This window comes from Candidatus Uabimicrobium amorphum (assembly GCF_009002475.1).
In the GTDB taxonomy this organism is placed as follows: domain Bacteria; phylum Planctomycetota; class Uabimicrobiia; order Uabimicrobiales; family Uabimicrobiaceae; genus Uabimicrobium; species Uabimicrobium amorphum.
This window is the reverse complement of the sequence record NZ_AP019860.1, coordinates 2,266,969-2,293,286: the sequence shown is the minus strand read 5'-3', so window position 1 is coordinate 2,293,286 and position 26,318 is coordinate 2,266,969. Positions and strand designations below refer to the sequence as shown.

The 26,318-nt window shown below is 40.7% G+C and carries 21 protein-coding genes; 10 read left to right on the top strand and 11 right to left on the bottom strand.

Features of this window, described 5'->3' with window-relative positions; translation table 11 throughout:
• Positions 1-133 precede the first annotated feature (133 nt).
• The 4 genes from UABAM_RS08095 to UABAM_RS08080 all read left to right on the top strand — a co-directional run bounded on the left by UABAM_RS08095 (position 134) and on the right by UABAM_RS08080 (position 7,546).
• Entirely contained in the window at positions 134-1,318 is a 1,185-nt protein-coding gene (locus UABAM_RS08095; protein WP_151967494.1) for a glycosyltransferase, read from the top strand.
• Positions 1,305-2,156, top strand: coding sequence for a glycosyltransferase family 2 protein (locus UABAM_RS08090; protein ID WP_151967493.1), 852 nt, complete (start codon positions 1,305-1,307; stop codon positions 2,154-2,156). Before UABAM_RS08095 ends, UABAM_RS08090 begins: the two co-directional genes overlap by 14 nt.
• A 184-nt stretch (positions 2,157-2,340) precedes the next feature.
• Positions 2,341-4,089 carry a carbamoyltransferase family protein gene (locus tag UABAM_RS08085; RefSeq protein ID WP_151967492.1) on the top strand — a complete coding sequence of 583 codons (1,749 nt, stop codon included), beginning with the start codon at positions 2,341-2,343 and terminating at the stop codon, positions 4,087-4,089.
• Positions 4,090-4,111: 22 nt separating this feature from the next.
• Positions 4,112-7,546 (top strand): WD40 repeat domain-containing serine/threonine protein kinase, encoded by a 3,435-nt coding sequence (locus UABAM_RS08080; RefSeq protein WP_151967491.1) that lies wholly within the window; start codon positions 4,112-4,114, stop codon positions 7,544-7,546.
• Positions 7,547-7,555: 9 nt separating this feature from the next.
• Here UABAM_RS08080 and UABAM_RS08075 read toward each other — a convergent pair whose 3' ends face one another.
• Positions 7,556-8,482, bottom strand: coding sequence for a hypothetical protein (locus UABAM_RS08075; RefSeq protein WP_151967490.1), 927 nt, complete (start codon positions 8,480-8,482; stop codon positions 7,556-7,558).
• Positions 8,483-8,699: 217 nt separating this feature from the next.
• Here UABAM_RS08075 and UABAM_RS08070 point away from each other — a divergent pair, with 217 nt between their 5' ends.
• The 5 genes from UABAM_RS08070 (at position 8,700) to UABAM_RS08050 (ending at position 13,093) form a co-directional block, all read left to right on the top strand.
• Positions 8,700-9,101: a GntR family transcriptional regulator gene (locus tag UABAM_RS08070; protein WP_151967489.1), complete on the top strand. Its 402-nt coding sequence runs from the start codon at positions 8,700-8,702 to the stop codon at positions 9,099-9,101.
• On the top strand, positions 9,094-9,981 hold the full coding sequence (locus UABAM_RS08065; RefSeq protein WP_151967488.1) for an ABC transporter ATP-binding protein: 888 nt from the start codon (positions 9,094-9,096) through the stop codon (positions 9,979-9,981). Before UABAM_RS08070 ends, UABAM_RS08065 begins: the two co-directional genes overlap by 8 nt.
• A complete protein-coding gene (locus UABAM_RS08060; RefSeq protein WP_151967487.1) occupies positions 9,978-11,942 on the top strand; it encodes an ABC-2 family transporter permease in 1,965 nt (654 codons plus the stop codon). The genes UABAM_RS08065 and UABAM_RS08060 overlap by 4 nt, the downstream gene beginning before the upstream one ends.
• Positions 11,943-11,952: 10 nt before the next feature.
• Positions 11,953-12,510, top strand: a complete 558-nt coding sequence (locus UABAM_RS08055) for a hypothetical protein (protein ID WP_151967486.1) — start codon at positions 11,953-11,955, stop codon at positions 12,508-12,510.
• Positions 12,511-12,847: 337 nt separating this feature from the next.
• Complete coding sequence (locus tag UABAM_RS08050) at positions 12,848-13,093, top strand: CehA/McbA family metallohydrolase domain-containing protein (protein ID WP_151967485.1); 246 nt, start codon at positions 12,848-12,850, stop codon at positions 13,091-13,093.
• Between the two features lie 143 nt (positions 13,094-13,236).
• Here UABAM_RS08050 and UABAM_RS08045 read toward each other — a convergent pair whose 3' ends face one another.
• The 10 genes from UABAM_RS08045 to kynU all read right to left on the bottom strand — a co-directional run bounded on the left by UABAM_RS08045 (position 13,237) and on the right by kynU (position 24,657).
• Positions 13,237-13,701, bottom strand: coding sequence for a Fur family transcriptional regulator (locus tag UABAM_RS08045; RefSeq protein WP_151967484.1), 465 nt, complete (start codon positions 13,699-13,701; stop codon positions 13,237-13,239).
• Entirely contained in the window at positions 13,698-14,384 is a 687-nt protein-coding gene (locus UABAM_RS08040) for a hypothetical protein (protein WP_151967483.1), read from the bottom strand. The genes UABAM_RS08045 and UABAM_RS08040 overlap by 4 nt, the downstream gene beginning before the upstream one ends.
• Positions 14,385-14,396: 12 nt before the next feature.
• Positions 14,397-15,785: a ribosome biogenesis GTPase Der gene (gene der, locus UABAM_RS08035; RefSeq protein ID WP_151967482.1), complete on the bottom strand. Its 1,389-nt coding sequence runs from the start codon at positions 15,783-15,785 to the stop codon at positions 14,397-14,399.
• Positions 15,786-16,079: 294 nt separating this feature from the next.
• The gene (locus UABAM_RS08030; protein ID WP_151967481.1) at positions 16,080-17,447 is read right to left on the bottom strand and encodes a hypothetical protein; all 1,368 of its coding nucleotides are present in this window, start codon (positions 17,445-17,447) and stop codon (positions 16,080-16,082) included.
• A complete protein-coding gene (locus UABAM_RS08025; protein ID WP_151967480.1) occupies positions 17,425-18,819 on the bottom strand; it encodes an alkaline phosphatase family protein in 1,395 nt (464 codons plus the stop codon). The genes UABAM_RS08030 and UABAM_RS08025 overlap by 23 nt, the downstream gene beginning before the upstream one ends.
• 4 nt (positions 18,820-18,823) lie before the next feature.
• On the bottom strand, positions 18,824-19,663 hold the full coding sequence (locus UABAM_RS08020) for a UbiA family prenyltransferase (RefSeq protein WP_173013200.1): 840 nt from the start codon (positions 19,661-19,663) through the stop codon (positions 18,824-18,826).
• A 2-nt stretch (positions 19,664-19,665) separates the two neighbouring features.
• Positions 19,666-20,868: a metabolite traffic protein EboE gene (gene eboE, locus UABAM_RS08015; RefSeq protein ID WP_151967478.1), complete on the bottom strand. Its 1,203-nt coding sequence runs from the start codon at positions 20,866-20,868 to the stop codon at positions 19,666-19,668.
• Positions 20,852-22,015 carry a 3-dehydroquinate synthase gene (locus tag UABAM_RS08010; RefSeq protein WP_151967477.1) on the bottom strand — a complete coding sequence of 388 codons (1,164 nt, stop codon included), beginning with the start codon at positions 22,013-22,015 and terminating at the stop codon, positions 20,852-20,854. The genes eboE and UABAM_RS08010 overlap by 17 nt, the downstream gene beginning before the upstream one ends.
• Positions 22,016-22,026: 11 nt before the next feature.
• On the bottom strand, positions 22,027-23,385 hold the full coding sequence (locus UABAM_RS08005; RefSeq protein ID WP_151967476.1) for an FAD-dependent oxidoreductase: 1,359 nt from the start codon (positions 23,383-23,385) through the stop codon (positions 22,027-22,029).
• Positions 23,386-24,657 carry a kynureninase gene (kynU, locus tag UABAM_RS08000; protein ID WP_151967475.1) on the bottom strand — a complete coding sequence of 424 codons (1,272 nt, stop codon included), beginning with the start codon at positions 24,655-24,657 and terminating at the stop codon, positions 23,386-23,388.
• A gap of 396 nt (positions 24,658-25,053) precedes the next feature.
• Between kynU and UABAM_RS07995 the strand changes: the two genes are divergently transcribed.
• Entirely contained in the window at positions 25,054-26,316 is a 1,263-nt protein-coding gene (locus tag UABAM_RS07995; RefSeq protein ID WP_151967474.1) for a tetratricopeptide repeat protein, read from the top strand.
• Positions 26,317-26,318 lie beyond the last annotated feature (2 nt).

Below are 26,318 nucleotides of genomic sequence, written 5' to 3'. Positions count from 1 at the left end.
TCTAGCTAGGCGCTCCGAACGCATCATAACCAGTTTATTTAAATGAGGAACAACGACGCTAGTATTTACAAGGGCTAAATAGTGAATGAAGGTTAATGGATGACACGCCCTATTTTACCACAGAAAAATTATTATGGAAAATGTTCGCCTACGAATATTGCATGTTAGTCCGTCGTACTATCCGGCATTTTGCTATGGTGGCCCGATTCATTCCGTGCATTTACTGAATAAAAATCTTGTAAAGCAAGGACAGGACGTCGACGTAATTACCTCGAATGCAGGCTTACGGGATCAAAATATCGCATTAAATAAATGGCAAAAAGTTGATGATGTTCGCGTGATGTACTTTAAATACTACGGATATCATCATTTTACCTTTTCACCGCGTATGTTTGCGTATTTACTGCGCGTAGTGAAAAATTATGATATAGTACATATCACAGCGGTGTGGAATTTTCCCGTTGTCGCGGCATGCATTGCTTGTTGTATACATAAAATTCCGTTTATTATTTCTCCACGCGGTACTATATACCCGAAAACATTGCTCACAAAGTCGCGCTATCTCAAGAAACTATATTACTATTTGGTGGCACGCCGATGCTTAAATAGTAGCGCTGCACTGCACTTTACTACCACAGATGAACAACAAAAGGTACAAAAATTTTTACAATTAAAAGCAAAAGGGTTTGTTGTCGCTAACGGAATTGAGCTTGAGGAATTTTCACCGTCGACGATGAATTTTTCCGAGCACTACCTCGGAAAAAAAACGACAAAATACATACTTTTTTTGAGCCGCCTAAGCTGGAAGAAGGGCATTGATTTATTATTACCGGCGTATGCAAAATTTTGTAAAAAGTATGACGATGTTTGTTTAGTCATTGCCGGGCCTGACGAAGATAACTATACGCAGTTTTTGCATTCCATCATCCAAAAATATGATATAGAGACGCGTGTTGTTTTTACTGGTCTCATCAACGGAGAAGCACGCGTTGCGGCTTACCAAAATGCCCAATGCTTTATTCTTCCTTCTTATTCCGAGAATTTTGGAATGGTAGCAATTGAAGCGCTTGCATGCCGTACCCCCATCATTATTTCCGACCAAGTGGGGATTTTCATCGAAGTACAAAAACATGACGCGGGGTTGATCTGTGAGACGAAAGTGGAAAGTGTGTACAATGCGCTGGAAAGTATATGGAGAAGCTCACATGAAGAGATGGTAGAAAATGGTTACACGCTCGTCAAAAATTTTTACGCAGCGCAAAGAACGGCATTGTTGATGTTACAGAACTATAGAAAGATTATCCGTGAAAAACAATAAACTGCCTATTTCAGCTATTATCTTAACCTACAATGAAGAAAAAAATATAGAGGCTTGTATTCAAAGCGTTGTTTCTTGGGTAGAGGAGGTGTTCGTTGTTGATTCATATTCGACAGACCGCACATTAGAAATAGCTGGTAAATACACCAAAAACATTGCGCAGAATCCTTTCGACAATTATTCTCAACAGCGCAATTGGGCATTTTCACATCTAGATATTAAAACGCCGTGGATCATGAATCTCGACGCCGACCACCGCGCAACACCAGAGCTACAAGAAAGTATACGCAATCATTTTACCGCGGATATTCCTTCTGAAGTGAACGGGTTCTTGGTAAGTAGACGCACTATTTTTATGGGAAAATGGATTCGCTATGGCGGGCATTATCCCGTATACCACGCCATTGTATTTCGCAACGGTAGAGGAAAGTGTGAAGAGCGACTTTACGACCAACACTTTATGGTCGAGGGGAAAACTCTAAAAATACGCGGAGATATGATCGATATCATTACCGATTCTATTGACAAGTTTATTACGCGCCATAATCGATGGGCAACTTTGGAAGCCGAAGAACAATTATCGAAAATAAATTCACAGCAAATACAAGCAAAAATCACCGGTAATCCGATTGAAAAACGCCGTTTTTTGCGTAAGTTTTATGGGAAGTTTCCATTGTTTTTGCGTCCGCTATTGTATTTTGGGTATCGCTATTTTTTGCGTTTGGGTTTTCTCGACGGAAAGCCAGGACTTATTTTTCACTTTTTACAAGGATTTTGGTACCGTTTTTTGATTGATGCCAAGATGTATGAGAAAAATATGGATGTCCGCGAACAGTAGGCGTTGCGGAATCGAGGCGGAAATGTAGGGATGGACCTTGTGTCCGCCCGTTCCCTCAAAGAGAGATGGACACACGTTTAGGTCAAAAATAGCAGGAAGAAATGTAGGGGCGGACCTTGTGTCCGCCCGTTCCCTCAAAGAGAGATGGACACACGTTTAGGTAAAAATAGCAGGAAGAAAAAAGATGTTTATTTTGGGAATCAATGCATACCATGGGGACTCTGCGGCATGTATTATAAAAGATGGTGAATTGATTGCAGCGGTTGAAGAAGAACGTTTTTCACGCATAAAACACTGGGCGGGTTTTCCGCGACAAGCCATTGATTTTGTGCTACAACAATGTGAAATCACAATGCGCGATGTAGAATATGTGGCGATCAATCGCGATCCGCATGCGCATTTTTGGCGCAAAGTTTTGTTTACGTTCACCAATATGCCAGGGCCGTCTTTGGTCATCAATCGTTTAAAAAACCGAAAAAAAGTTGCGAGTCTTGAGAATATCCTACAACAACACTGGCCAGAGTTTGATGCTAAGGTAATTCATGTTCATCATCACTTAGCACATATCGCCAGCAGTTTTTTTCTTTCGGGTATGGAAAGAGCTGCTGTTTGTTCCGTGGATGGCTTTGGTGATTTTGCCAGCACAATGATCGGTGTGGGCGAGCACAACGAGATTCAGGTGAATGGCGAAGTGCTGTTTCCGCATTCCTTAGGACTATTTTATCTTGCGATTACTCAGTTTTTGGGATTTGATAAATACGGAGATGAGTACAAAGTGATGGGCTTGTCTCCGTACGGCGAGAAAAATCTGATGCGCGAAATGCGACAAATTGTTCTTCTGCAAAAAAATGGTCTATTTCGCCTTAACCTGCCGTTTTTCTGCCATCACCGTGGTGGAGGCAAGATGTCGTGGGATGGTGGAGAACCAAAAATTGAAACCGTGTACTCTGCAAAGTTAAGCAAATTACTCGGCCCTCCTCGCGGCAAACACGAAGAAATTAATGAGCATCATCGCAATATTGCCGCATCAATGCAAGCGATGTACGAAGAGGCTGTTTTCCACATTTTGACACACCTCCATCGCAAAACACACGAAGAAAACCTTGCTTTAGCAGGAGGTTGTGCGATGAACAGTGTTGCCAATGGCAAAATACATTCTGCGACCGAATTTAAAAATGTGTATATTCCCGCTGCTGCTGGGGATGCTGGTGGAGCGATAGGGGCAGCGTATTATGTGCATAATGTCTTGTTGGGCAACAAACGCATTGCAAAGGAATACAACGCCTACTTAGGACCGGGTTATGACGATGCGGAAATTGAAAACGCACTACACGAAAATGAAAAACTGCAACAAGGTATTGCGCAAGATGAGTTTTGTGTTGTGCAGTGCAAAGACGACGAAGAGTTAACGGCAAAAACTGCTACGGCAATTGTCGAAGGCAAAGTGATTGGCTGGTTTCAAGGAAAAATGGAATGGGGGCCGCGCGCGCTGGGAAATCGTAGTATTGTTGTTGACCCACGACGCGAGGATATGCGTGAAATACTCAATGCAAAAATCAAGCGCCGTGAATCCTTTCGCCCCTTTGCACCGTCTATTTTACGCGAGCACGTTTGTGAATATTTCACCACGGACACCGAGGTGCCATTTATGATGATGGTGTTACAAATTAAAAAAGAAAAACATTCGCAAATTCCTGCTGTAACTCATGTTGATGGTAGTGGGCGTCTGCAAACAGTGGCCAAAGAGCAAAACCCGTTGTACTATAAGTTAATTGAAAAATTTTATCAACAGACGGGGATTCCGTTGGTGCTCAACACTTCGTTTAATGAAAACGAGCCAATTGTCAATACACCACAGCAAGCTTTGCAGTGCTTTCTGCGTACTAAGATGGATGTGATTGCCATGGGTAACTATATTGTTTCGCGTGTATAAAAATTTTGTAGGAAAATAAATCATGGCCTTTGAGAAAGAACAACAACTTTTGACAACACTGATACAAAAGCAATTTATTACCCAACAACAAGCGATGGTTGTGTGGAATGAATTTATCAATGCCGCAAGAACAAACAATGCCATCTCTTTGTCGGAATTATTAATGCAAAAACGGCGCTTGTCAAGTAGCGATTTACAGAGAGCTAGTCAGTCTTTAAGTACCGCAACTTCCAATAAACAAAAGGGCTTGGCGATAGGTGAAAACTTTAACCACTATCGCATAGAGTCTTTGCTTGGTCGCGGAGGTATGGGGGCCGTTTATGCTGCTTATGATCATAAACTAAATCGCAAAGTGGCACTGAAGATTATCTTGGGTAGTAATATAGAGGATAAAATTATTGAGCGCTTTCTCCTTGAGGCAAAAGCCATGGCGCAACTTCGTCATCCCAACATTGTGGAGATTTACGATGTTGGTGAACACCCTCAGAATTATTTTACGATGGAATATGTAGACGGCGATGTATTTTCTAAAGAAATAGAACAAGGAACTTTGAACGCCAAACAAATAGCTCAAATTATGTTACAATGTGCACACGCTGTTGCGGAAATTCATAAATACAAAATAGTACACCGTGATATCAAACCGTCGAATATCATGTTAACCAATAAACGTCAAGTCAAGTTGATGGATTTTGGTTTGGCAAAAATGACAGATAACAATTTGTCGTGCACCGGAGAACTTTTAGGAACACCTTTTTTTATGTCGCCGGAGCAAGCAGGTGGAACGAAAGTAGGCAAAAAAAGTGATATATATTCTCTAGGTGCGAGCCTGTACATGGCGTTGGCGAAAACACCCCCGTTTCAAGGGGAGTCCGTTTACAACACATTGAATCATATTCTCAACAAAGATCCCGTTTCTCCACGCCTTATTAACCCTGATATTCCCGTAGATCTTGAGTCTATTTGCTTGAAATGTTTGGAAAAAAAACCAAGTAAACGCTACGCTACGGCGATGGCTTTGGCCGAAGATTTACAAAACTTCATTCATAACCGCCCTGTTCGGGCACGTCCCATTACCTACTGGGGGAAACTTCGTAAATGGACAGCTCGCAATACGAAAATTGCCATCATTTCCGGAATAGCCGCGTTTGTGATACTCGCAAGTATTGTTTTTACTTTGTACAGTTTTCAACGACAAATTATCGTTGAAAAAAACGCAAGGCTCAAGGCGATCAATGCGGAAAAGATTGCTGTTCGTGAGATGGAACGTTCGCAGTTAGAGGAAAAAAAAGCCCATCGAGCGAAAAAGGAAGCGGAAGATGCACGAAAAGTAGCGGAAGACGCTCTACAAGCAGCAGAAGAAGCGCGAAAAGCAGCGGAAGACGCACAGTTAGCCGCGGTAAAATCGGAAGAAAAAGCGCAAATGTCGGCGTATAATGCCAATATTGCACTAGCGAATTTGTTTTTAAAAGACAATAAAGTTCTCGATGTGGAAAACCGGCTAGAATCTTGCCCCGAGAACATGCGTGGTTGGGAATGGCATTGGTTGAAAGGAGAGAATAACGATGAATATGTCTCTTTGGAACAACATAAAAGCCATGTAGTGCACTGCACTTTAAGTGCGGATAATAAACGTATGGCGTCTTTAGATAGCAAAAATAAACTCATTATTTGGGATTTTACGACCGAAACGCCTAGAATGGTTCGTAGCATAACGTGTGCAAAAAACTCTTTATGTAACACTTGTACGTTTAGCCCCGATGGTAAGCAAATCGCGGTGGCTGGAAAGGATGTTTTTTTATACGATGTTGCCTCCGGGAAAATTCTTACGACATTAAAGCACACCATTCCTGCGAAAAAAGTGGTTTTTTCTGTAAATGGTAAAATGTTGATCGCATGTTACCTTGGTCAAGATCAGACCAGTGGGGGAAATCGCGCCACGCGAAATAGCAAAATTGCCGTAGCGTTGCAACAAACAATTGTGGTGTGGGATGTTGAAAAACGTCGTAAGCGCAAATCCATCGTGGCGCATAAGAGCGAATTTCTCAATAATATAAATGACTGTGACATCTATAAAGACTGGCTACTTACTGCTGGCGACGATAAGACTGTTCGGTTGTGGGACGTAAAAACTGGCAAACAGTTGCAGATATTTAAAGGCCATGAAGATGAAGTGAGTTGCTGTCGTTTCGCATCGCAAGGTAAAATTGTTTCCGCGAGTTATGATAAAACGATAAGAGTGTGGGATATAAAAAGAGCGAACGCCACAAAAATTTTAGATATACACAAGGGGCGCGTTTATGGTTTTGACTTGATGGAGGATGGTCAAACAATCGTTTCTGTGGGGGAAGACCAGAAACTAATCATAACCGATCTCGCAAGTGAAAAAATTAAACAGGTGTTCACTGGGCACAAAGGGGTGTCTTTTTCGAGAGGTCAAAGGCATTTGGCGGTTATTTCGAGTTGTGCTGTTACAAAAAACGGTCAAACAATTATAACATCGGGAAATGATAATACGGTGAAATTATGGAAAGCGTCGAAACAAAATCCACAAACCATCGCAAAACTCAACTCCAAAATTACCACGCTGAGTTTTTCCGCTGATAACATGGTGATTACCAATGCACCTGACATTGCGGTGCGGCTATGGTCTAGGAAGCACAATAAAGTCAAGCCGATGTTTAGTAACTTTTTGCCATCGCGCATGAGTTTTTTTAACCAACAGGGTGATAAAATACTGGTGGCGTGTTCCAGGTTTTTGCGCCTATTTGCACTCGAAAACAAGCAGCACCTCATTGAGTTTGTGGGGCTGACCGAAAATGTGATTAGCTGCGCCTATTCTCCCGATGGTACAAGAGTGGCCGCGGGGTGCTACAATGATCGTGTACATATTTGGAACATCCGTACCCTGCCGAAAAGTAAGGGCAAAACGCCGCTTCGTTGTAAGCCTTCACAAATTATAAAAACAGGTTCCGATGTAATCTATTGTGCCTTTAATCACAAAAATGATATCGCGACCGCCAATAATGTACATTTAAAATTGCACGACGCGAAAACCGCAAGGCTTCGGTGGTCTTTACATCGTGAGAAAGACCGATTTTCCTATTGCGAATTTTCGCAAGATGGCAAATGGTTGCTGGCAGCACACGCAAGAGAAATATGGCTCGTTGATGTCAAGTCAGGAAAGCTGTTACGTAGGTTTGTGGGGCACAATGCACGAGTGACAAGATGTAAATTTATCAACAATGATCAACAAATAATCTCTGTCAGTCGCGATCGCTCGATAAAAATCTGGTCGTTGGACTTAGAGCACAGCGACGACATAGTCGCTCCCCTTTTTACCCTGGGACAAAATCAAAGTGCGATCACCGCAATGGCCATCTCTCCTGATGAGAGATTATTGGCCATTGGTAGTCAAGATGGTCAGGTCAAAATCTGGACGAATTATGGTAAGTAATCGAATGACCTAATGTTGGTATTGAGTAATATACTGCAACATATGCATCGCTTGAGTAATGCACTGCAACATATCGTGTGAGGAAATATCTTTAAAATTGACTTGCGGCTGCGAGTTTTTTCCGACGCTCTCAGGAGACCACGTGGCCAATTGACGGGCAAAATCAGGAGTGTAATATTTTATTACGTCAGACAAAACGCTTTTGTCGCGACACATAAAGCGCACTGCGGGAAGAAATTTTTCACTATGATGGAAAACTTCTATTTTTTTAGATATTTCTTCGGGATATTTCCCCTGGATTCTATACAAAGCGTAGATACTCACCGCTAAAAGTTTCCACTGAGTATGATGTAAATCTTTTGAGAATTGCGCTTGCTGCCAAACGTTTTCTTGTAAAGCTTTGTCGATAAGCTCCACAGTTATTTCATTGTTTGCATCCGCCAAGGCGTGAATTCCTATCTCCAAAAATTTCGCGGGAGCGTTTTGCAACTCTTGGACAAATTGCGGTGATTTGGCCTCGTCTACGATTTTTTGGTAGGTGGAACTTAAGTCACTGCTCTTATCTTGTAACGCATATGTTAAAATAGAAGCTGGTTGTAAGTGTGAAGCACTTACCAGTACCCCGCCATAAAGAATAGCCCCTAATAAAGTGTTGGCTAGTATCAGAAAGCAAAAGCCCACCGTTTTGAATGCGATGGATGGCAAGGTCCAAACAACAGTGGTTATGATCAACGCACATGCAATTGCAGGGAAGAAATAGATTGCAATAGTATCGGAAATCATGAGGGAATAGATGGATATGATAGGAAGCGCCATACCAAAATCTCTAAATATTTCTTTGTACGCGGGAACATAGTACCTGGCGAGAAAGCACACGCAAGCAAACGATATTAGAGCTGTCAGATATAAAACAATAACAAAAGCATTTTTTTTCATTTTCATTTCCTTCCAGAGGTATCAGGAACGTTTTGCCACAAACCATATTATAAAACACCCACCAAAGAGTCATCAATAACAAATCGCAATGCTCATTTAAAAAATTTCAAAAAAACTATTGACGAAAGTAATCTGTATTAATACACTAATACAGTACTGTACTGCTGAACTAATACAGTGTTGTTTTTGAAGTATTGCACAGAAAGGAAGGACATGAATGTTTATTCAAATTCAGCCAGAGTCAAGTATTCCTATCTATAAACAAATCATGGATCACATTGAGCATGCGGTTGCATCGCAACGCTTGAAGGAAAATGACAAGCTTCCCTCAGTACGCGAACTTGCCAAACAGTTGGTGGTAAATCCCAATACTGTGGCGAAGGCATATCGCGAGTTAGAGAGAAACAATGTCGTTCGCACACACAAAGGAAAAGGGGTTTTTGTTATGGTGACGCAAGATGTTTACACCGAAAACGAGAAAAAGCGTTTGGTCGGAGAAAAAATGGCTCCAGCGATTGTCGAGGGATTGAACCTTGGAATGAATTTCGATGAAATTCGCAATGTACTAGAGGAAAAAATTGCGGAGTTTAAAAATATAAAGGAGATCGACCATGAGTGAAGTCATTTCAATACAAAATCTATGTAAAAAATTTGGCAAAAACCAGGTTCTCGACAATGTCAATTTGAATATCTCCTCGGGGGTCGTTTACGCGCTTGTTGGTAAAAATGGTGTGGGAAAAACCACGCTACTACGCACATTGTTAGGACTTTCGCATCCGACAAGTGGGCAATCAACGGTTTTTGGACTAGATTCACAGCGGGATGATTGGAAAATACGTCAGCAAGTGGGTTATGTTGCCGATGGTTTACAAATGTACGAATGGATGACGGTAAAAGAAATTCTATGGTTTGTTTCGCGTTTTTATCCTACGTGGGATTCTAATTACGAAAAGGAATTGGCGGAGAAATTTACCTTGAATTACAAAGCAAAAATAAAAACACTTTCGCGGGGATTTAAGAGCAAACTGTTACTCACAATGGCGATGGCGCATCGCCCCAAGTTATTGATTCTCGACGAAGCCACTGCGGGGTTGGATGTAGCAGTACGTCGTGAATTTTTAGATTGTGTTGTCGATACTGTTGAAAAAGAAGACCATACCGTGGTGATTTCTTCGCATCTTTTGCAAGATGTGGAGCGCATCGCCGATCAGATTGGTTTTTTGCAAAATGGAAAGATACACAAAACCTATTCTGTCGAAGAGCTGAAAAACACCTTTCGCAAAATACAAGTTTCTTTTGATGTGCTCCCAGAAAGTATAGATTTAGAAGGTGTACTGCACCAACAACAACTTGGGAGAGAATATATGCTGACGGTGCGCGATTATAGCTCTACTCATGAACAGCAACTGCGCGATATGGGAGCAAAAGAGGTTCGTGCGGTACACATGAGTTTAGAGGATGTTTTTGTGGAATGTCTAACAGAGGAGGCCACCATATGATACAGCTGATATGGAAAGAATGGCGTAAAACGCGCATGATGTTTTTGCTGTTTGTCTGCTTAAATTTGTTTGCCATTTTGATCACGCTTGGTAAAGAGAGTGACTTGGCGGCGTATTTGGTGTGTACACTCAATTCTCTTTTTTGGGCGATGCTACTGCCTGCTGTGGTTTTTGTTGGTGACGAGGAACAAAATAGCGGGGAATTTACCGCAGCCTTGCCTATTTCACGACGCCGTGTTTGGAGCATACGACTTTTTTATATTGCGCTCACATCACTTATTTTTCATGGCGCGTTTTATACTTATGCTCTAGGTCCTTGGTTCTATGCGGTTTATTTCGCTTTAACTATGGTGGCGATGGTCGCGTCATCTATTTTTTCTCATAGTTTTATTATTGCTTTTACCAGCATCGCTATCTTTTGCGCTTCATGCGGATTTTTCACCTTTTTAGTAAAGGCATTGAGTTTTTCCTATATACCAGTTGAATTTTTAGGGGTTGTGGCAATTTTATTAACGATCCCATTTGTCTTGAATACGAAAATGCGGTGGGGAAATGCGTTGGTGGGTTTATTATTCTTTGTCGAATTGTTTTGTATCTATCGCGACTTCAAGATGGGGCAATTGCACCCTGAGCACCATGATTTTTCATGGTGGGTAGCAGAAGAGTACATTATGTTGATCTTTTGCTGCGTGGGGATTTGTAGTTTACTCGTCAGTTATAAAATTTTTGTACAGCGCGCGATTTTTCAAAAAATTACGACACTATTTATTCCTTGTGGAACAGCGATCGTTTGTCTTGCGCTGTTTTTTAATACTACATATGACCAAGTGGAGTATCGCCACTTCGAGGGCAACATCTTCTTTTCTAATTCACAAATACGCAATCGTAGAGGCAATCTGTACGATGGAAAAATGAGTATTTTCAATTACGAAACAAAAACAATACAAGATTTAGGTTTATACTGCACTGCTTTTTCCTACAGTAACGAATATATTTTTTGTTGGAGTATGGAATTTAAGTGGGGATTGCCAGTTGCGAAGAAGTATTATGTATATAACCACAACACGAAAAAGAAATACGATATATCTTCTGATTTTAAAGACTGCAAAGATGTTGATTTTCAAGGGAATCGTTTGTTGTTGGTAGGGAAAAGTAAACTACACGTTTTCAAAATTGCGGATACATTACAACACACCATCTCCTATCTCATTGATAAAGATTTTCGCTTTGAAGGGGCAAGTGAAAGTTACGCGTATTTTTTTCGTCAGCAGAGTGGCACGTTGATAAAAATGAATTTGCAAAAAAGAGAAAAAATTGTCGATGACAGCATTGGCGACACAGTTTTAATCAACGAAAATCCCGCGTCTATTGTAATGAATTATATCGTTGCCAACAGGTTTTTGGTTGTAGAAAAAAGACGTGACTTAAATCGGGCGTTTTGGGTGAAAGATCTGCAAAAAAATACCCTGAAAAAAGTCTACGAATACAATGAAAAAGATGTGTTTTTTGTATCGCGTTTACGCATAAATGCCGCGAGCAATGATTGTATCGTTCGTTATTACGATAAGAAACATCAAGAAAAAGTCCTTTTAATCAACATGGAGAACGGAAACACCACAAAACTGGAGGGGCGCTTTTTACATCAAAATGAACGACAGTTTATGCTGTTAACGGAAAATGGTATACAGCAAATGGATTTTTCCACAAAGAAGATATTGTATCAACAGGAATACCAATTTGCTCCACAAAGAGGTTATTTGCTGTACTCAAATGGTAAGGTGTGTTTTCGATCAAATGAGGAAACATATTACTATTTCGATGTCAAAGAGCAAAGGTTTTATAAAACCAAGATACCTCGCAGTTGCTATATTGTATTTGTCGATCGCGACGGTGGGATTTTCTATGAAGACAATGACCGTAAAATTTACTACATAAAAAATGGATTTGAAGCGATAAATTAGGAGAATAGGTATGATGAAAGCTCTTTTTTGGAAAGAATGGCGCACGATCCAGGCAATGACATTATTGACAATCGTTGCGGTAGTTGTACTACAGTTTATTGCGGTAGATAGGGAGTATCGCGAATATTTCACCATAGGTATTTGGCAGCTATATATATTGTTTTTAGGCGTCACATCGTTCAGTACCGAGCAAAGTAAAAAAAATCTGATGTTCCTGGTGAGTTTAACCGCGTCGCGCGCGGCAGTATGGTGGGTAAAGTTAAGTCTACGCGTAGGAGTAATAGCACTGCTACTCATTAGTATTCTGCTATGGTGTAGTTTTGAGGTAAGTTCTATACTTTTTGTTTGTACATCTCTAGCACTTTTTGCCTTTTGTTTTTTAATTTCTCTATCGATTATCACTCCGGAAACATGTGCCAGCGCTGCAATCGCTTTTGAGATCAGTGTGGTGCTTTTACTACTGGAGTTTTCCATTCCCATGTTATGGAAAGTAACGATTTGGGTTTTGATCGCGATGATGAGTATCATCTATTCGTATCAGCAATTTTGCCGCGGAAAATATGCATGAAACTTTGTTGTATGAATCATGATGGAAATGCAGTGCAGACTTTGTTCCCTTGTCGTTTGAATACAGTTTGGCGTAATTTTACGACACACAACTATGATGACAAAATATTACAGAAAAATACGTTGCGGTTGTGAAGTATGTTACAATAATCAAAGTCTATCCTCACGATTTTAGGGATGTGTATGAATATTTTCAAGTTATAGGAAAACATCATGTACAAAGTACTAATTCTCATATGTATTACTTTTTTTTGTGGCGGGTGTGCACTCATTATTCCCGGTGGCGCGGTCGTACGTTTCTTACTTTTGACTATTTAGGTGATAGCAAAGGATTTGCGATGCGTTACGGTTCTCCGCAAAATGGGGGGATTATCGGCGATGAAGTTGTTTATGACAAAAACGCACAATTGGATATTCGTCTTCCGCAAACAGCAACGGTTCGCATTTTTCGCGATGGAAAGCAAATCATCGAGAAAAATACCGCTTCCTTTGCACAATCTCTCCCAGGAAAAGGGATTTATCGCGCAGAAATATACAAAGACGGAACGCTGTGGATTTTAACAAGCCCTATTTACATAAATTAGACTTGGCAAAATGTTTTGTTTATGGGAGTTGCGTTGGAAATGTAGGGGCGGACCTAGTGTCCGCCCGTTCTTCAAATACAGTTAGGTGTACGTTTACTACGAACTATGTCTTTCAAACTGTGTGTTTCATATACATCGCTATATCATTCAGGTATCGCAAATTTACAGTGGCGGCAATAACCTTGCATTTCGATGATATGTGATTGCACTACAAAGTCGATTTCTCTTGCCACACTTTGTAGTAGTTCGTCTATTTTTTTATCCGTAAATTTAGTGACACTACCACAGTTATTACAGATAAAGTGATGATGTGGTTGATTATCGTCGTGTACGTATTCGTAATACGTTTGTTTGTCACTTAGGTGTACTTTGCGTAATAAGCCACAGTCCACTATGACAGGTAAAGTTCTGTAAATGGTTGCTTTGGAAACGTTTACACCACGTTTTCTCATGGAGAACAGTAAATCTTCTGCTTGAAAGTGAGAAGAGTATGCGTAAACTTCGTCTAAAATCTTCTTTCGTTCCGTAGTAAATTTGAGTTTTCTACTCTTTAGAAATTCGCAAAATTGGTGAATGTCTTTTTCAGGAACAGGGTTGTTTTTACTCATTTTTTCTTTTTCTTCTTACTTTTTGATTTTCCTTCATTTTTTTTCGACGTTTTTGGTGGATTTTTTTTGCTTTCGTCGACTTCGTCTTGCCCATTGGCGATTTCTTCTTGCAGTTCTTTTTCGCTCAGTTTGAGCTCCGCCAATTCTTTTTTCTTGCCTCCGGTACTGAGAAACATAATCATTTCCAGCATTTTCTTCAGACGAATGAGGTCTTTTTGCGTGGCGCGAAAATTCAATTCATGAATGTGATTTCCACGGTAAATGGTAATAAATACGCGTTGTTTTAAAACAAAGGCGAAAACAGCAGACAGAATTCCCATTAAAAATAACAATACACGCAGAGTTACCGAAAACGGTATGCTGGCATAGATAAGTAACATCGACACAACAAAGCAAAATATGGCACAAAATAAAAGTAATGTACGAAACCTTTCGCGCATGGAAATAGAAGTAATGCTCTTGACGGGAATGTACATAATTTTGCGCCTAAAAAATCCCCATTCATCTGACACAAAGAGATTTTTATTGATTTTAATGGTCGTTTCGTTGCTACGCACAAAGAAACTTAAAATCCAGCCAAGTAGTGTTGCTGGACACGCACGAATTAGTATATGAGATAATTCTTCGTCAATTTCAAAATGCAATATTTTTTTAGCAGCAGTAAATCCCCACAATGTATTCAAAACTGTTCTCTCCTACTTATTTTTGTCTGTAAAGTCAATTTGTTCTTCGTTCTCATTGATGGCGATGTCTTTTTGTCCTGGCTGACTCTTCTTATCGCGGAATTCTACGCGAATGGGAATTTCGGCAAGGCGCAATTTTTCTTGAAGAGCGTTGAACATATAGCGTTTATAATTTTTGCTAACGAGCTGTGGCTTGTTGCAAAATAACACCATTGTTGGAGGGTTAACATCGGCCTGAGTTCCGTAAAATATTTTTACTTTTTGGCCGCGAACAACTCGCGGAGACTTTTTCATGATAATGGTTTTGAGTACGCGATTGAGCTCTCCAGTGCTTATTCTACGATGGGCTTGTTTTATTAAGCTTCGCGCTAAATGAATAGTTGACGTAACGTTTTTACTGGTTTTGGCGGTAATAAAACTTACCGGAGCGTAAAAAATATGCGGCAACGTTTTTGTAATGTACTCTTCATAATCAGAAGTGGCCAAATGCTCAGGAACTAGATCCCACTTATTGATCACAATAATCGTGGGTTTGTGTTGTTCGCGAACATACATGGCGATTTCGCGGTCTATACGCGTGATATCCTTTGTGGCATCGATAAAGAACAACACCACATCGCTACGACGAATAGCGCGTTGTGCACGTGCTTGGCTATAAAATTCGATAGAATTGCGTACATTTTTGCGTCTTTTCAAACCCGCCGTGTCTATGGCAAGAATACTTTTACCGTCTTTTTCAAAACGAACATCTATCGAGTCACGCGTTGTACCTGGAATTTCGGAAACGATTACGCGTTCTTCGTTTGCCAGTGCGTTTATAAAAGTCGATTTACCGGCATTTGGTTGGCCAACAACTGCAATTTTCAGTTCTTTTTCTTCTTTTTCCAAGTCTGTGCAGTTGAAGGGAGTTACTTTTTCTTCAATAAGCTCCATAATGTCGTCAATGCCATGTCTTTGCTGCGCTGAAATACAAATAGGTTCGCCAAATCCTAACTGTAGAAATTTGGGGGCTTCCATTTTAAATTTCGATTCGTCGGTTTTATTGGCGATGAGTACGGCTTTTTTCTCTTGTTTTAGAAGTAAACGCGCAACCTCTTTGTCTAGAGGTGTAATACCCTCTTTGATGTCGACGACAAACAATAGTAAATCGGCCTTTTGAATACCGATGTTGATTTGATCGTAAATTTTATCTTCTAAGCTATGCTCGTCAACGACGCCGATTCCTCCGGTATCGATGAGTTCATAGTAGTAGTCTTTTACTTTTAGTAAGGTCTCTACGCGGTCGCGTGTAACACCACTTGTTGGTTCTACAATCGATATTCGACGACCACATATGGCATTAAACAATGTTGATTTTCCTACATTAGGGCGTCCGCATATTGCGACAACTGGAATAGTCATAGTTGATAATTCTCAAAAAATTCTAATTTTATATTTATATTTAAGTGTTGGTTTTTTCCAGTATGCGATGCCCTCGCGCCGGCTAATCGCCAGCTGCCCTCTTACAGGGAGGACTAACGTATAGCACTTCGTAAGGGAAAAAACGACAGGTAGGTACGTGACCTATTGTACATATAGACTCGAACCAACGTTGCGTTTTTTCAACACTTTTTGAACTACGTAAACTCCCCTGTGGGAGTAATCGGCGAAGCCGATTGTGGGGGCACCAAATACCAGAGAATATCTATAAACAGCCTATTTTCCTGCGATTATTTTTTCTAGGGCACCTTGCCGCGATATCGATATTTTGGAACAAGCTTTGGCAATACCAACGACAACGTCTCTGTCAAGACTCTTGAGAAATTCTTTGGTGCTAATAACTCCTAGAAGAGCTTTTGTCATAACGGGGTAAGCTTTTTCTACACCTTCGCGTCCTATTTTTTTGTATACATACGTAGATGTGGGAGAATGCTTGATATCAAATGAAGCATCTTGTGCACGACCTTTTTCTATCAGCATGAGTACATCGGGGTCAAGGGTGAGTTTTGATGAAACACTTGCTTGTGGTAGATAATATTCTGCGCGCAGTAAGACATCATTGGTGGATGTCGGGAAATCTCCAAGAAACATAGAGATCGGCGCGTCTCCTCCTGTTTCGAGGGCGATGGCTTCTATGATTCCTATGGTGAGTACTTTTACTTTTAGATATTCACGTGCAATTTGGATGTTGCGTGTTGCACGAGAGATAAGATTGTCATATTTTCTTTGTGACGGTGTTTTCTTGTAGCGATGAAAAACTGTTTCCGGTCTTAAAAAGTTCATGAAGCTTTCCATTTTTTGCAAAACTTGGCGATAGTCTGTAATGGTGTACACCCTAGCGTTTTGTAAAAATGTATTGGATTCTTCAAGTAATGCCCATGTATTTCCTAAGAATTCTGCTGAATTTTCAAAGGCAAAGTTTTCGACATCTTTATTGGCAAAGTTAAGTGCTAGTTCTACTATACGTACGCTTTCTTTTGGTGTTGGGGTATCTTTGTATTTTTTTTGCAAGGCAATGAGACGCTCTTCTAAATAATCGAAACAACTTTTGCCATGTTGATCCGTTGGACGAAACGGTCTTGTCCCTTCTATGATCGCCATGATGGTAATGAGTTGCTTTTTGTCGAGGAGATTTTGCAACTTTGCACACGCAATAAGAGCGCTCAAGAATTCGTTGAGTCCTCCCATGGAGGATAATTCTTGTTCATACTTGAAGTCAAATATATCTAGGCAAATGCAAAAAAGTTCATTGTTGGGAACTTTACTCTTGCTATGAATAAAAACCTTTTGCTCTTCTACCAATACGTATTGTAGTAACAACTCCTCCATTCCTTTGGGGAAGCCACCATCGACTTGGAAATATGCCACGTCGTGGAAAATACAGGCTAGAGTTTCCAGTGGTGAAAGTCCTTCACTCAACTTGAAAACGTGTCCTGTATTATGAAAATTGCGTGAAAAACTATCCATGCTTCTATGCACAAGACAAGACATTTCCTCTATGTATGTCATGTCATAATCAATTTTTAGTTTGCCGAAGCAGTTCATAAAGAGTTTGATAATCCTATTGATTGCAGAGTTTTTCATGGTATTTCTCGCCAAATATATGTGTTAATATGTTTTCTTTTACTTGTTCTGCCGCGATTTCTTGTTGAGATATCGCTTGTTTTTCTGAAGAGATAAAAAGTGGTTGATTATTTTTTGTGACCCGCCCATGAGACCCCTTTACTAGGGAGGCATCCAATGAAATTATATCCAATAAATAACGGAACCCTAGTTTTTTCCTCAACAATTTATACACGACTTTTAAAGTTGGAAAATAAATTTTGGGATCAACAAATAACTCGACGGGATCGTACCCAGGTTTGCGATGGATATCTACGGTTCTTGCAAAATCTGGAGCTTTATTATCATCCAACCAATAATAATAACTAAACCAACTGTTTTCGCTAGAAAGCAATACAAGGTCACCACTTCGCGAGTGATCGATGTTGTATTTTTGTTGTTCTTTTTTATCGAGAACAAACTCAATATCGGAAAATTGTTGGAGATGATTTTTGATTTCCGCAATATTCCCATCGTTGTGAATGTACACATGAGCTATTTGATGATCCGCAACAGCAAAGGCTTGCGATGCGCCCGGGTCAAGTATTTCTTTTCCCAATTCTTCGCGTACACACAACCACTTTTTTTCTCGTAGTATTCTGTTGATGTGCACGCAGCTGTCTACCTCGTGAATCGCATATTCAGATAGTACAATTACCTTACAGTTTTTTCCAAGAAAATATTCAATTAATTCACGGCAAACTTCATCAATTTCAGCGACATCTTTTGCAATTTGCGGGTTGCGAGGCCCGAGTCTTTGTAAATTGTAGTCAAGGTGCGGTAAATAGATTAAATTCAAAGTCGGACGGTGTTTCTCGAAAATGTGACGACTGGCTTTGGCTATCCACTTGCTTGAGACAATATTTGCTTTTGGTCCCCAGAAATTGAATAACGGAAATTGTCCTAAACAATCGTTTAGTTCATCGCGTAAATTTGCGGGAAAAGTGTATATGTCGGGTATTTTTCTACCATCTGCAGGATACATTGGACGAGGGGTTGCAGAAAAATCCACACTGCTATACATGTTATACCACCAAAACATGTTAGCGCAAGTAAAATTCTGATCAATCTTTCTCGCGGTTTCCCAAATTTTTTCACCAGCAATGAGTTTGTTGGATTGGCGCCACAACCAAATTTGCGATAGGTCTTTAAAGTACCAACCGTTGGCAACACTCCCGTGTCCGCTAGGCGGAAGTCCTGTCAAATAGGTAGATTGAGCTGTACAGGTAACGGCAGGAGTAACAGCATGGATATTGGTAAGACTACCGTTTGCCGCAAATTTACTCAAATAAGGTGCAAAGGGGAGTAAATTTTGGCTGAGTCCAACGACATTGATAACGGCTGTGTGATTCATAAGTCTAAGTCCCCGGAATAAATTTTTGTGCAAAGAATGTACAGACAAACAATACGAAAAAGTAAGGTAGTGACTCTGTAGATGAAACGGTCGACAATAACATAGCGTCTACAAAACATATTCCGGCGATAAGACCCCCTATTGCGTTTTTTATGCGTTTGTTATAGAGCAAGAAAATATTATAAAGAACCCACAAAAATGCAATGACAATATAAATGATTTGCGCTTGGTGAATGGCCGCATACAAAAACGGTAACGCCAGGAATAGCGCTGGCCAGTAGTTTTTGACTTTGTAGAGGTTCTCTTGCATGGCCATATAAGTGAGTCCTACAATATAGCTTGCCGCAACTGCCGCCATGACAATGATGTTTTGTGTTGGGTACGAAGCAATGCTTAACGCGGCAACAATGTATACCATAAAACGACACGCAGCCATAATAAAAGGGCTGAAGTTATTTCCTTTGTGCCACACATCGTAAAGTACAATGACGGCTGCGAGTGCCAGAGGTGCTAGAGTCTGCCACAAACTAGGATACGCGTAGATAAATTCATAGATGAAAATGGCAGATAGCAGAATTAAGGTGGCAACAAGGAGTGCGGTGTGGCGCTTTACGATCCCTGAAGGAATAGGACGCTGTGGTCTTTCTTTGCGATCAATTTCACTGTCACATACATCGTTTAATATCATTCCTGCGACGTAAAATAGCGAACAAATGGCCGACACCATGGCAAAATGCGACCATGTAAAATTACCAATTGCGGTCATTGCCAGCAAACAGTTTCCCCAAACGGTTGGCAAGTTGGAAACGCGGCTCATTTTTAAATAGGCGATAAATTGTGACATTTTTAGCTCCGTATTTGTTGTAGTGCCCACTGTAGTTCGCGTGTAATCGAATCGTGAAGAGATACTTGGCGATATTTTTGCGGAAGAACTTCCCATGTGTAGGTTTCCACCTCAAGGTGCTCGCATATATTGTGTTGTTTTAGGTAATCTAGGGTGTCGATGATATGTTGCTGTGTTGATTGGATGAGGGGATGTACGGAATCGACAAAAATGGGTATATGAAAATGAATACGCCACTCAAGTTGTTGTGAAACATTACGATTTTTAAGGCTTTGTAGCGCAAGTGGTAGGTCGTTAAACCGAGTAATAATTCCGTCGTGATCCTCGACCACTTGGTGGAGGTAGATGGGGTCTACGTATGGTTGTAGACATTCGCTAATTTCCGCGTCTGTTGATGAAAAACACATTTTTATCGCGGAACTTATTTGTACCTTGCCAACGCGAATTTCATTTTGTTGTAGCCGCTGTAGGGCGTGTTGCGCTTGTTCGTATTCGATAGCCATATGACAAGTGTCGTAGCATATACCCAAGTGGTTTTTAATAAATGCAGCGCTTTCGTTAAGCGCAAGTCCGGTGTGGGCGCTGAACGCTTGATAATTTTTCTCGGTAAAAATGTACTCGCGAAAAAAAGCAATTGTTTCGTCAATCGTTTCGATGTAACACCCTGGCTCTGGTTCGAGACATGTCATGATATTTTTACCACTGCGCTTTTTGATCGCGTACAGATGTTGGAGGTGCTGCAATAGATTCTGGGCTGCTTTTTCTACCGTGTCTCGGGTAGTGAAACGATTTTTGAATCCCACAGGTACAGTGCTTATTGTTCCGTTGATTTCTTGAGGTAGAAGATCCGCTAAAATTTGCGCGAGGTTGTTGGAAAACTCTACTCTTTCTGTGGCACTCCAATCGGGTAGGTAGACATCTTGTTTTACGGGTTTTTTATGGAAATGTCCGTAGATAAAACCGTTTATAGTGAAAACGTAAAGGTCATTTTCGCGGCACATATCGTGGAGTTCGTCCAGACCATGGCGGAGGAACTCCTCACATGCGCAATTTGATAAACGCAATCCCACACCGAAAGACTCGGCAGGACAAAATTTACTCTTAACCGCAACGACATGTTGTTTTACGTTGTCTAAAGTTTCGCTGCGACTTTCTCCGGGATGAATGTTCGTGCAATATGTTAAATGATTACGTGACACTTTCACCAAAATTCTCCTTTAAATAGTCAATCGCTTCGTACATAATCGCGTTGTCTATGGTGTTGACCTCTATTTTATGACCTATATTTTTGGGAAGTGTGATGCATAGTATGCCCCCCAAATGTTCACGAAATTCTTCTAAACCGTTTAGAAAATCACTGTGATGCATTTGCGAGTAGTACAACGAAAATTGTAGAGAACTTAACAACTGGTGGATATCATGCAGTTGTTGTTCGCTGAGCATTTGTTGACGGTAGGCGTAATAAGAATCTATCGCAATCCCTGCCGCGACCGCTTCACCATGACGAATACGGTAACCGCTTAAAGACTCTAATTTGTGTGCTGCCCAGTGCCCAAAATCAAGTGGACGTGAATACCCGAGTTCAAAAGGATCTCCGCTACAACGAATATGCTGTAAATGCAGTTCCGCACAGCGAAAAATGAGTTTTTCCATTGCTTCAATATCACGTTCTCTCAGTTGTATGGCGTGTTCTTTTAGGAAGGCGAAAAACTCCGCGTCTTTAATTAAGGCGACTTTAATTGCCTCGGATATTCCAGAAATCCAGTCGCGAAAGCACAATGTCTTCAAAAATTCGCGATCGTTGATCACCGCATATGGTGCACAAAAAGTTCCTAAAAAGTTCTTTTTGTTAAAGGCATTTACGGCGTTTTTTACCCCCATTGCCGCGTCGTTTTGCGAAAGTACGGTGGTGGGAATACGTATAAGACGTACACCGCGATGTGGAGTTGCACAGGCAAAGCCCACCATGTCTAGAACCGCACCGCCACCAATAACCGCGACAAAAGAGTGTCGACATATTTTAAACTTTTCGATCATTTGCTGGATGTTTTCCACAAAAGATATATCATTTTTCGCCGGCTCGCCGCCGGGAATAACAATTGGCTTGGTTACCAAATCAATGGAGTCGCGATCTTGGCAATACGCCTGTATATCTTTCAATAATGTAGGATGTTTGCGCGATACGCTGTCATCAACAAAAAATATCACTTTGTGTTGTTTGTCCGGTTCTTTGTTGCACACGCACTGCTCAAACGTTGCGTTGTCATGTGTAAATAAATCTTGGGTAAAACACACCGGAAACTCTAAGTGTACTTGTATTTTTTGTTGGATCGTATTTTGTATTTGTATCATGTTGTTTTCCACTATTTTAGCAAAACCGCGTCTTTGAACTCTTTTATAAATTGGTGTATTACTTCGGTAAATGCTTCCGTTCTCCATACGTTTTCGATGTTGGGAATCTTGAGCATTTGGTCGAGCATTTTTTGTTGACGTTTGCCGATGGCAAGTGCATCTTTGTAACAAATGTGGGAAAAAGTGACCATCGAGTACAAGGGGATATATTTACCTGGATATAACTCTTGAATGAGCGCTTCTATCCTCTTGCGCAATAAGAAGCTAGGATCGCCCACCAAATCACGCATTTCAATAAAATTTCGCAAGGCGAGTTCGGCAATCGCATCGCCGTTGTCTTTACGCGCATTTGCATATTTTTCTAAGATAGGCTCATTGGGAAACTCTTCGATCAAATCGTTTAGGACGCGTACGTCCTCAAATCCTGATACCATTCCCTGTCCATAAAAGGGAACGATGGCATGAGCTGCATCACCTATTAGGGCAATTTTTTCTTGGTATTGCCATGGTGAACAAGAAATTGTTACCAATGAAGATGTGGGGTTTGTGAAAAATTCATCTAGCAAATTGGGAATAAGCGGCACAACATCGGCAAACTCTTCCGCGAAAAATTTCGAGACTTGCTCACGTGTTTGTAAATTTTCAAAAGATTTTTCTCCATGATAGGCAAGAAAGAGCGTACAAGTAAAACTTCCGTCGGTATTGGGTAGTGCGATGAGCATAAATTGTTTGCGCGGCCAAATATGCAAGAAGTTTTTTTCTAGCGCCCATTGACCATCTGCTGTGGGAGGAATCGTCAATTCTTTGTATCCATGCTCAATATACTGTTGCTGATAATTAAAACGCAGTTTTTTGCGCATGGTTTCACGTACTGCGGAAAAGGCGCCATCGGCTCCAAAAATGACTTGTGCTTCGCTTTGTATTTCGCGTTGATTTGCCTCATCTAGAAAACGAGCTGTGGCGTTTTCTAAATCAATATCCATGCATTTGTGATGGAAATGAATGTCTACACTTGGTTGCTTTTCCGCTTCTTCGAGTAATATTTTGTTGAGTTGTGCGCGAGAGATGGAGTAAATAGCCTCCCCCTCTTTACCGTACGGTTGAAACGTCAAGTTCCCCTCGACAGAGTGCATCATCCGTCCGTTCATGGCAATGGCTGATTCTTTTACGCTTTCTTCGAGCCCAACACCGCTCAGAGCGCGCCACCCACGATTAGAACAAGCCAGGTTTATTGAGCGTCCCGCGTCTACTTGTACTTTGCGCATATCACCGCGGCGTTCGTACACGTCTACTTTGATACCACGCTTCCCCAAGTAGAGAGCAAGTAATGATCCTACAAGACCTGCTCCTGCAATTGTAACTTTTTCCATTTATTCACCTCTTAGTAATAAAGTTTCTAAAATCTTTACAAAATCCCACACGTCTTGGAAACTGTTGTACAGTGGTACAGGGGCTATGCGAATACTATTTGGTTCGCGCCAGTCACATATAACACTATTTTCCAAAAGAGCTTTGTGAACCTCTTTACCGCCATTTTGCAGATGTAAAGATAATTGTGCACCGCGCTCATGTGGGTTTTGTGGAGTAATAATCTCTAACTGATTTTGTAGTTTGTTTCGCAATAGAAACTCTAGATAGTTTGTCAGTTGCAAGCTTTTATTGCGTAGTGCTGGTATTCCTACGTCTGCAAAAATTTGTAGAGAGGGGATTAAAGCGGCCATCGATAAAACCGGAGCGTTACTTAGTTGCCATCCTTCTGCACCTGACATGAGTTGAAAGTTATCAGGCATTGTAAAACGCGTGGACTTGTCATGTCCCCACCATCCACAAAAGCGCGGTAGAGAAGGATCATTGGCATAGCGTTCGTGAACAAAAGCACCACCCACTCCCCCTGGTCCACCATTTAGGTATTTGTAGCTACACCATACCGCAAAATCTACTTGCCAGTCATGGAGTTGCAAGGGGACGTTGCCAATGGCATGCGCTAAGTCGAAACCAACGGTGCACTTTTCTTCATGCCCCCACTGCGTAATTTTTTGCATGGGAAATACTTGACCGGTGTAATAGTTTACTCCTCCCAGAAGAATCAAGGCAATGTTTTTACCTTCACGCTGAATAACTTCCGTAATGTCTTCTTCACGAACACAGTATTCTCCAGGTCGTGGTACAAGTTCGACAAGACACTCCTTTGGATCATAACCATGAAAGCGAATTTGCGATTCTACGGCATAGCGATCGGAGGGGAATGCGCCTTTTTCGATGAGTATTTTGTTTTTTTGTGACGTTGGGCGATAAAAAGAAACCATCAACAGGTGTAAGTTTGTGGTGAGGGAATTCATCGCAACGACTTCAATAGGTTTGGCTCCCACCAAATGTGCAAGGTTTTCGGTGAGAAATTCATGGTAATCCATCCATGGTCTTTCGCCAGTGAAATGGCCCTCCACCGCCGCTTGCTGCCATTTTTTTATTTCGCATTCAACAAATTGTGGCGTTTTTTTGGGTTGTAACCCCAAAGAGTTGCCGCAAAAATATAAATAAGGCTTACCTTCTTCGTGAGGAAAATAAAATTGTTCGCGGCAGGAGCGCAGTTCATCTTTTAGGTCTAAATCTTCCGCACATCTTTTTTCGAGTGTAAAGCTCATAGTGTTCTGTCCTATTTACTAAGGCGGTGTTAACGCCTAAAATCATTCTTGCTTTTTGGCTTGTAATTTTATACCATGAGTGACTGGATAAAAGTGTTTGTACTTTCACCCAATACTTACAAGTATAGTAAAAAATACAATATACTTTTCAATAAAAATATGATAAAAACCGATTCTGACGGATTTGGTGATTATACAACTTAAATACTAAAAGTAACCACCAAGAGTACGATAAATTTTTTTGAATAACAACTGCTAAAATGTAAGTGCTTTTAGTTTAGTAAGTTACTTACGTGGTTTTTCCGAAGAAGTGCAAAACAATTGTTAGCTGGCACAGCCATAGAATTCCTCGGATTGCAAAACATCCCTTTCGAAAATCCATAAACGGAGGATCAAGTGAAATACATCGCCATAATTCTTTGCGCCTTACTATGTAGCTGTCAATTAGTACAAAAACCTACAAAAATGAAGAGTCGCGCAATTCCCAGTGATCCATTGCAAAAAAGTGCATATTATCTTGAAAACAACGAATCGCAAAAAGCTTTACAAGAGCTTGAACCACTTCTTGTCAACAACGAAGACCCCGAAATATATTATTTAACTGCGCGAGCGTATGCGGCAATAGGCGAGTTAGATAATGCCATCGTGTACTATCAAAAATGCTTACAACTGCAAAGCGATTACGATGCAGCATACAACTTATTAAAAGAAATACATCGTTTTCGACAAATTACCTTACAACAAAAAATTGATAGTTTAAAAGATCAACAAGTTCAGTTTAGTAATAGTGGCCGTGGTGACATTAATGTTATTATGCGTAATTTAAATCAAGCGTACAATGAACAAACACAAATATATCTCGCCCAAGGAAAAGCCTTTTTGCTGTATGATAATGCGCTAAGTAATATTGCCGATTTTTCCGAATTAGAAGCACAGTTGCGCGATGTACAAGACTTTATACGCGAACGCAAGCAAGGTTATGTCAGCAGCGTAAAAAAGCAGTCTTTTACTGATCCTTTGTATTTGAAAGTTCTAAATATGCGCAGTGATGTGACAAAAAAGCACATCAAAAATTTAGTCATGGAAAGCCGTTTAGAACTGCAAGAAAATAATATAGCCAATGCCATCGATTTATTAAAAGAAGCCAATACTCAAACAAGCCGATTTTATGAAGATAAAGATAGTAATATCCAGTCTCTAGTGAAAGACGACCAAATTGAGAATTTATCCAAGGAAATTGGAGAGCAATTGGTAAACACTTACGCGAAGAGTATTGATATTTATGTGTCAAATCGTGTGAAATACGAAGAGTTGCAACAATGGCAAGATGTGATAGACCAAAATCGCAAAATCGAAGAAAACATGGAAAATTTAATCCAAACTAAAGTGGTGCTTCTAATGCGTTTTGACAAAGTTTCTCCCGAGCAAGTTCAAAGTCATCCATCGTTAATACCACTGTATCAGAAATTATTAAAAGCGCTTCCCAATTCTGATAAAAAGGGTGAGTACCACTTGCAGTTGGCAAGATGTTTCGCCGCACAAAAACAATACGAACGTGCTCTAAAGCACGCAGCCATTGCCAAAAAAGATTTGGGAAGTTACCGTGTAGATGATTTTATTGAGTGGTTAGTTGGTGAGATGAAGCGATCTGGAAAGTAGTA